The organism is Humidesulfovibrio sp. (assembly GCF_035560995.1).
Classification (GTDB): domain Bacteria; phylum Desulfobacterota; class Desulfovibrionia; order Desulfovibrionales; family Desulfovibrionaceae; genus Humidesulfovibrio.
This window is the reverse complement of the sequence record NZ_DATMYK010000129.1, coordinates 1-3275: the sequence shown is the minus strand read 5'-3', so window position 1 is coordinate 3275 and position 3275 is coordinate 1. Positions and strand designations below refer to the sequence as shown.

4 protein-coding genes are annotated in these 3275 nt (G+C 61.5%); 3 read left to right on the top strand and 1 reads right to left on the bottom strand.

Translation table 11 applies throughout. The features are described 5' to 3' along the window. Positions 1-29 precede the first annotated feature (29 nt). From VN419_RS05115 to VN419_RS05105, 3 genes are read left to right on the top strand one after another with little or no spacing between them, the layout of a single operon-like run. The gene (locus VN419_RS05115) at positions 30-470 is read left to right on the top strand and encodes a hypothetical protein (RefSeq protein WP_325645132.1); all 441 of its coding nucleotides are present in this window, start codon (positions 30-32) and stop codon (positions 468-470) included. 7 nt (positions 471-477) lie between these two features. Continuing rightward, a complete protein-coding gene (locus VN419_RS05110) occupies positions 478-915 on the top strand; it encodes a hypothetical protein (protein ID WP_325645130.1) in 438 nt (145 codons plus the stop codon). A 13-nt stretch (positions 916-928) separates the two neighbouring features. Next, positions 929-1399 carry a hypothetical protein gene (locus VN419_RS05105; protein WP_325645128.1) on the top strand — a complete coding sequence of 157 codons (471 nt, stop codon included), beginning with the start codon at positions 929-931 and terminating at the stop codon, positions 1397-1399. A gap of 75 nt (positions 1400-1474) precedes the next feature. Here the strand turns inward: VN419_RS05105 and VN419_RS05100 are convergent, their stop codons facing one another. Then, complete coding sequence (locus tag VN419_RS05100; protein ID WP_325645126.1) at positions 1475-3202, bottom strand: aldehyde ferredoxin oxidoreductase family protein; 1728 nt, start codon at positions 3200-3202, stop codon at positions 1475-1477. Positions 3203-3275 lie beyond the last annotated feature (73 nt).

Here is a 3275-nt window from a genome sequence, read left to right as displayed (position 1 = left end):
GACAATCCATCATCCTTGGATGACGCAAAATGAAAACCATTCTGTTCCTGCTCATTCTGGTTCCAGCCACGGTCCTCGCCCAGACAACTTACGATCTCTCCTGCGATAACATCGCCCGCATGCGCATTGTGCGGGTTAAGGCTGCGGGTTGGCAAATAGACTCCCCGGATGGTTTTTTCCACGTTCTTGCCGTGGAGCTGAAACCCCATATGACAGAGGAGTTCGGCGAACTGGTCAAGGCGTCACGGAAAATCAATATTCACAATAAAGGCAAAGGCTCTGCACAAACGAAGCTCACGATAACAGCAAATCGCAAACCTCTTCGGAACGATGAGCCACGGTTGCTAGGGCTTGATGACCAGGGAGTCCTTGTCGCCATCATCCAAGAGCAGGACGCCTTCGACGCCGCACGATCGGTCTGTCCGGCACTTGTCCCCGCAAAGGTGCTCATCGACGGACAGTTAGAGTAGCCGGGCAATGAAAACCCTGCTGCTGCTTATACTGCTAATTGTCCCCTCAGCTGCCCTTGCGGAGTTAACGTTCGACATTTCCTGCAAAAATGTCGAGCGCATATCCATCACACGCATCAGCGGCGCAAAACACAGCTCGGAGTCATATCCCAGCACATTCCATATTGTATATTTTGGACTAAAGCATAGTGCGATGGAAAAGTTCAGCAAGCTTGCCAAGGCGTCGAGGTCTTTCCTCATCCGCCAAGATGGGACTGGTTACGACCGCGCGAAGCTGACAATCACCGCAAACGGCACGCCCTTGCATAGCGACGTTCCAGAATGTGACGCACATGAAGACGGAGAGGTCGGCATCATGATCATCCGGGAACAGGACGCCTTCGACGCGGCCCGTGCGGTGTGTCCCGCGCTTACACCGGCCGAGATGACCACCTATGGGCCATAGAGAGAGCCGACGAATGAGGCTCCTTCTTCTCCTGCTCCTACTGCTGGTCCCCGCCACAGCCCTCGCGCAGCAGCCGACCTATGACCTCACCTGCGAAAACGTCTCAAATATCCTCATCATTCGAGACGAGGACGGGTTCCTGGCACAACGCTCCCCGGATGGCTTCGTGCATGGTGTGACGTTTATTCTGAAACCAGAGGCCCTGCGCGCGTTCCAGGCCTTTGCCGAGGTTTCGCGGCAAGCCCAGCTCCCTCGCACTGCAAAGCCCTACCCCTGGTATGCGGCGCTTTCAGTCACGGCGAACGGCAAGCCGTTGCAGTGCGACATACTGGAGATTCGCGGCTATAGTGGAAAGAAAGTCATTACTTTCGTCCTTGAGGAAAATGATGCCTTCGACACCGCCCGCGCAGTGTGTCCCACGGCGCCCATCGAATTTATCAGCGTACCGCAAATGCACGAGCGCGGCTCCGGACAGAAGCAGTAGCCCCAAAAGCCAAAACAAAAGGCCGGAGCCCCAATCGGAGCCCCGGCCGTATTCATTTCTTGAGTCGCTAAGCGGCTAGACCTTGGCGGCCTGCATCTCCTCGGCGGTGAAGTCCCAGGCGAGGTTGTGCGGGGGCAGGGGCTCGTTCTTGAAGAAGTCCGGCAGCTGGTCGTCCTTGCTGGTGAAGCCCGCGGCGGCGTTGAAGGCCAGCTCGTCCTTCAGGGTGTTCACCCCAAGGTTCACGATGTCGTCCACGCTGTACGGCTTGCCCGTGTAGGCGGAGACCAGGTCGGCCACAACGCCCAGGGCGTCCGGAGTGTCCAGCACGGCAAAGGCCACGAACAGGCACAGGCCGAGGGAATCCACGGCGGCCGTGGCGATCTGCAGATTCTTGGACACTTCCACCTGGCCGGCCTTGCCGTGGGAGGGCACGTCGCCGCCCACCTTGAGCACGTTCTGGCACACGGCGTAGCCCGCGGTGTGGTCCGCGCCCATGGGGGTGGTGCTGTAGGTAACGCCCACGCCCTTGACCACGCGGGGGTCGTAGGCGGGCAGGGCCTGCTTCTTGACCACGGGCACGCGGTCCACGCCGAAGGCCTGGGCCGTGAACACGGTGCCGTTGCCCAGAATGCGCCCCAGGGGATCGGCCGAGCCCACCTTCTTCAGAAGCGCGATGACGCCCTTGCCGTCGCCCCACTTCACGAGGCCCGCCTCCATGGCCATGGCGATGGTGTTGGCCATCTCGATGGTGTCCATGCCCTTCTCGTCGCACACGCGGTCCATCATGGCGATGTCGTCCAGGTCGTCCACCAGGATGTTCGCGCCGAAGCCCCAGATGGTCTCGTACTCGAAGCCGGTGGTCAGGTAGTCGCCGTTCTTGTCGTTGTACACCTGGGAGCACTGGATGACGCAGCCGGTGTGGCAGCCGTGCTTGTACTGGCCCTTTCTGGCCTTGATGGTCTCGGTCATGGCCTCGCCGCTGATCTTGGCGGCGCCGTCGAAGCGGCCGGAGCGGAAGTTCTTGGTGGGCAGCGCGCCCGCCTCGTTGATGATGTTCACCAGGATGGCCGTGCCGTAGGTGGGCAGCCCCTGGCTGGTGACCGGGTGGCCCATGAGGATGTCGACCCAGCGCTTGCGGGCGGTCTTGAACTTCTCGACGTCGGCCATCTCGACGGCTTCCTTGCCCTCCGGGTCCAGGATGACGGCCTTGATCTTCTTGGAGCCCATGACCGCGCCCATGCCGCCGCGGCCGGCGGAGCGGCTGGGGCGTCCGTCGGGGTCGGAGAACTGGATGGTGGCGGCCATGAGGCACTGCTCGCCCGCCGGACCCACCATGGCGGTGACGACCTTCTCGCCGAAGGCGGCCTTGACCACCTCGTGCGCGGCGTAGTTGTCCTTGCCCATGATGTCCGCGGCGTCCAGGAACTCCACGGAGTCCTTCTTGATGAGGACCTTGCAGAAGGGCGCGTCGGCCTCGGGCTTGTCCTCGAAGATGATGGCGATGAGGCCCAGGCGTGGCAGCTTGTGGGCGAACTGGCCGCCCACGTTGGATTCCTTGATGCCGCCGGTGAGCGGAGACTTGGCGCCCACGGAGGAACGGCCGGAGTTGGCCGCCGTGGTGCCCGCCAGGATGCCGCCGGAGATCACCAGCTTGTTGGCGGCGGAAAGGGGATGACAGGTGGCCGGAACCTCGTTCAAGACCACGCGGGAGGTGAGGGCGCGGCCGCCCAGCCCGGCATACTGGCCAAGCTCCTCGAAACGGTATTCCCTGGTGCGGGTGTTGATGCGCAGTATCTTCGACATGGCGTCGCTCCTTGCGGTGTTTCCGGTTGCGAAAAGGGGGTGCCTGCGTTAGGCACAAGGATGGTAGAAATAT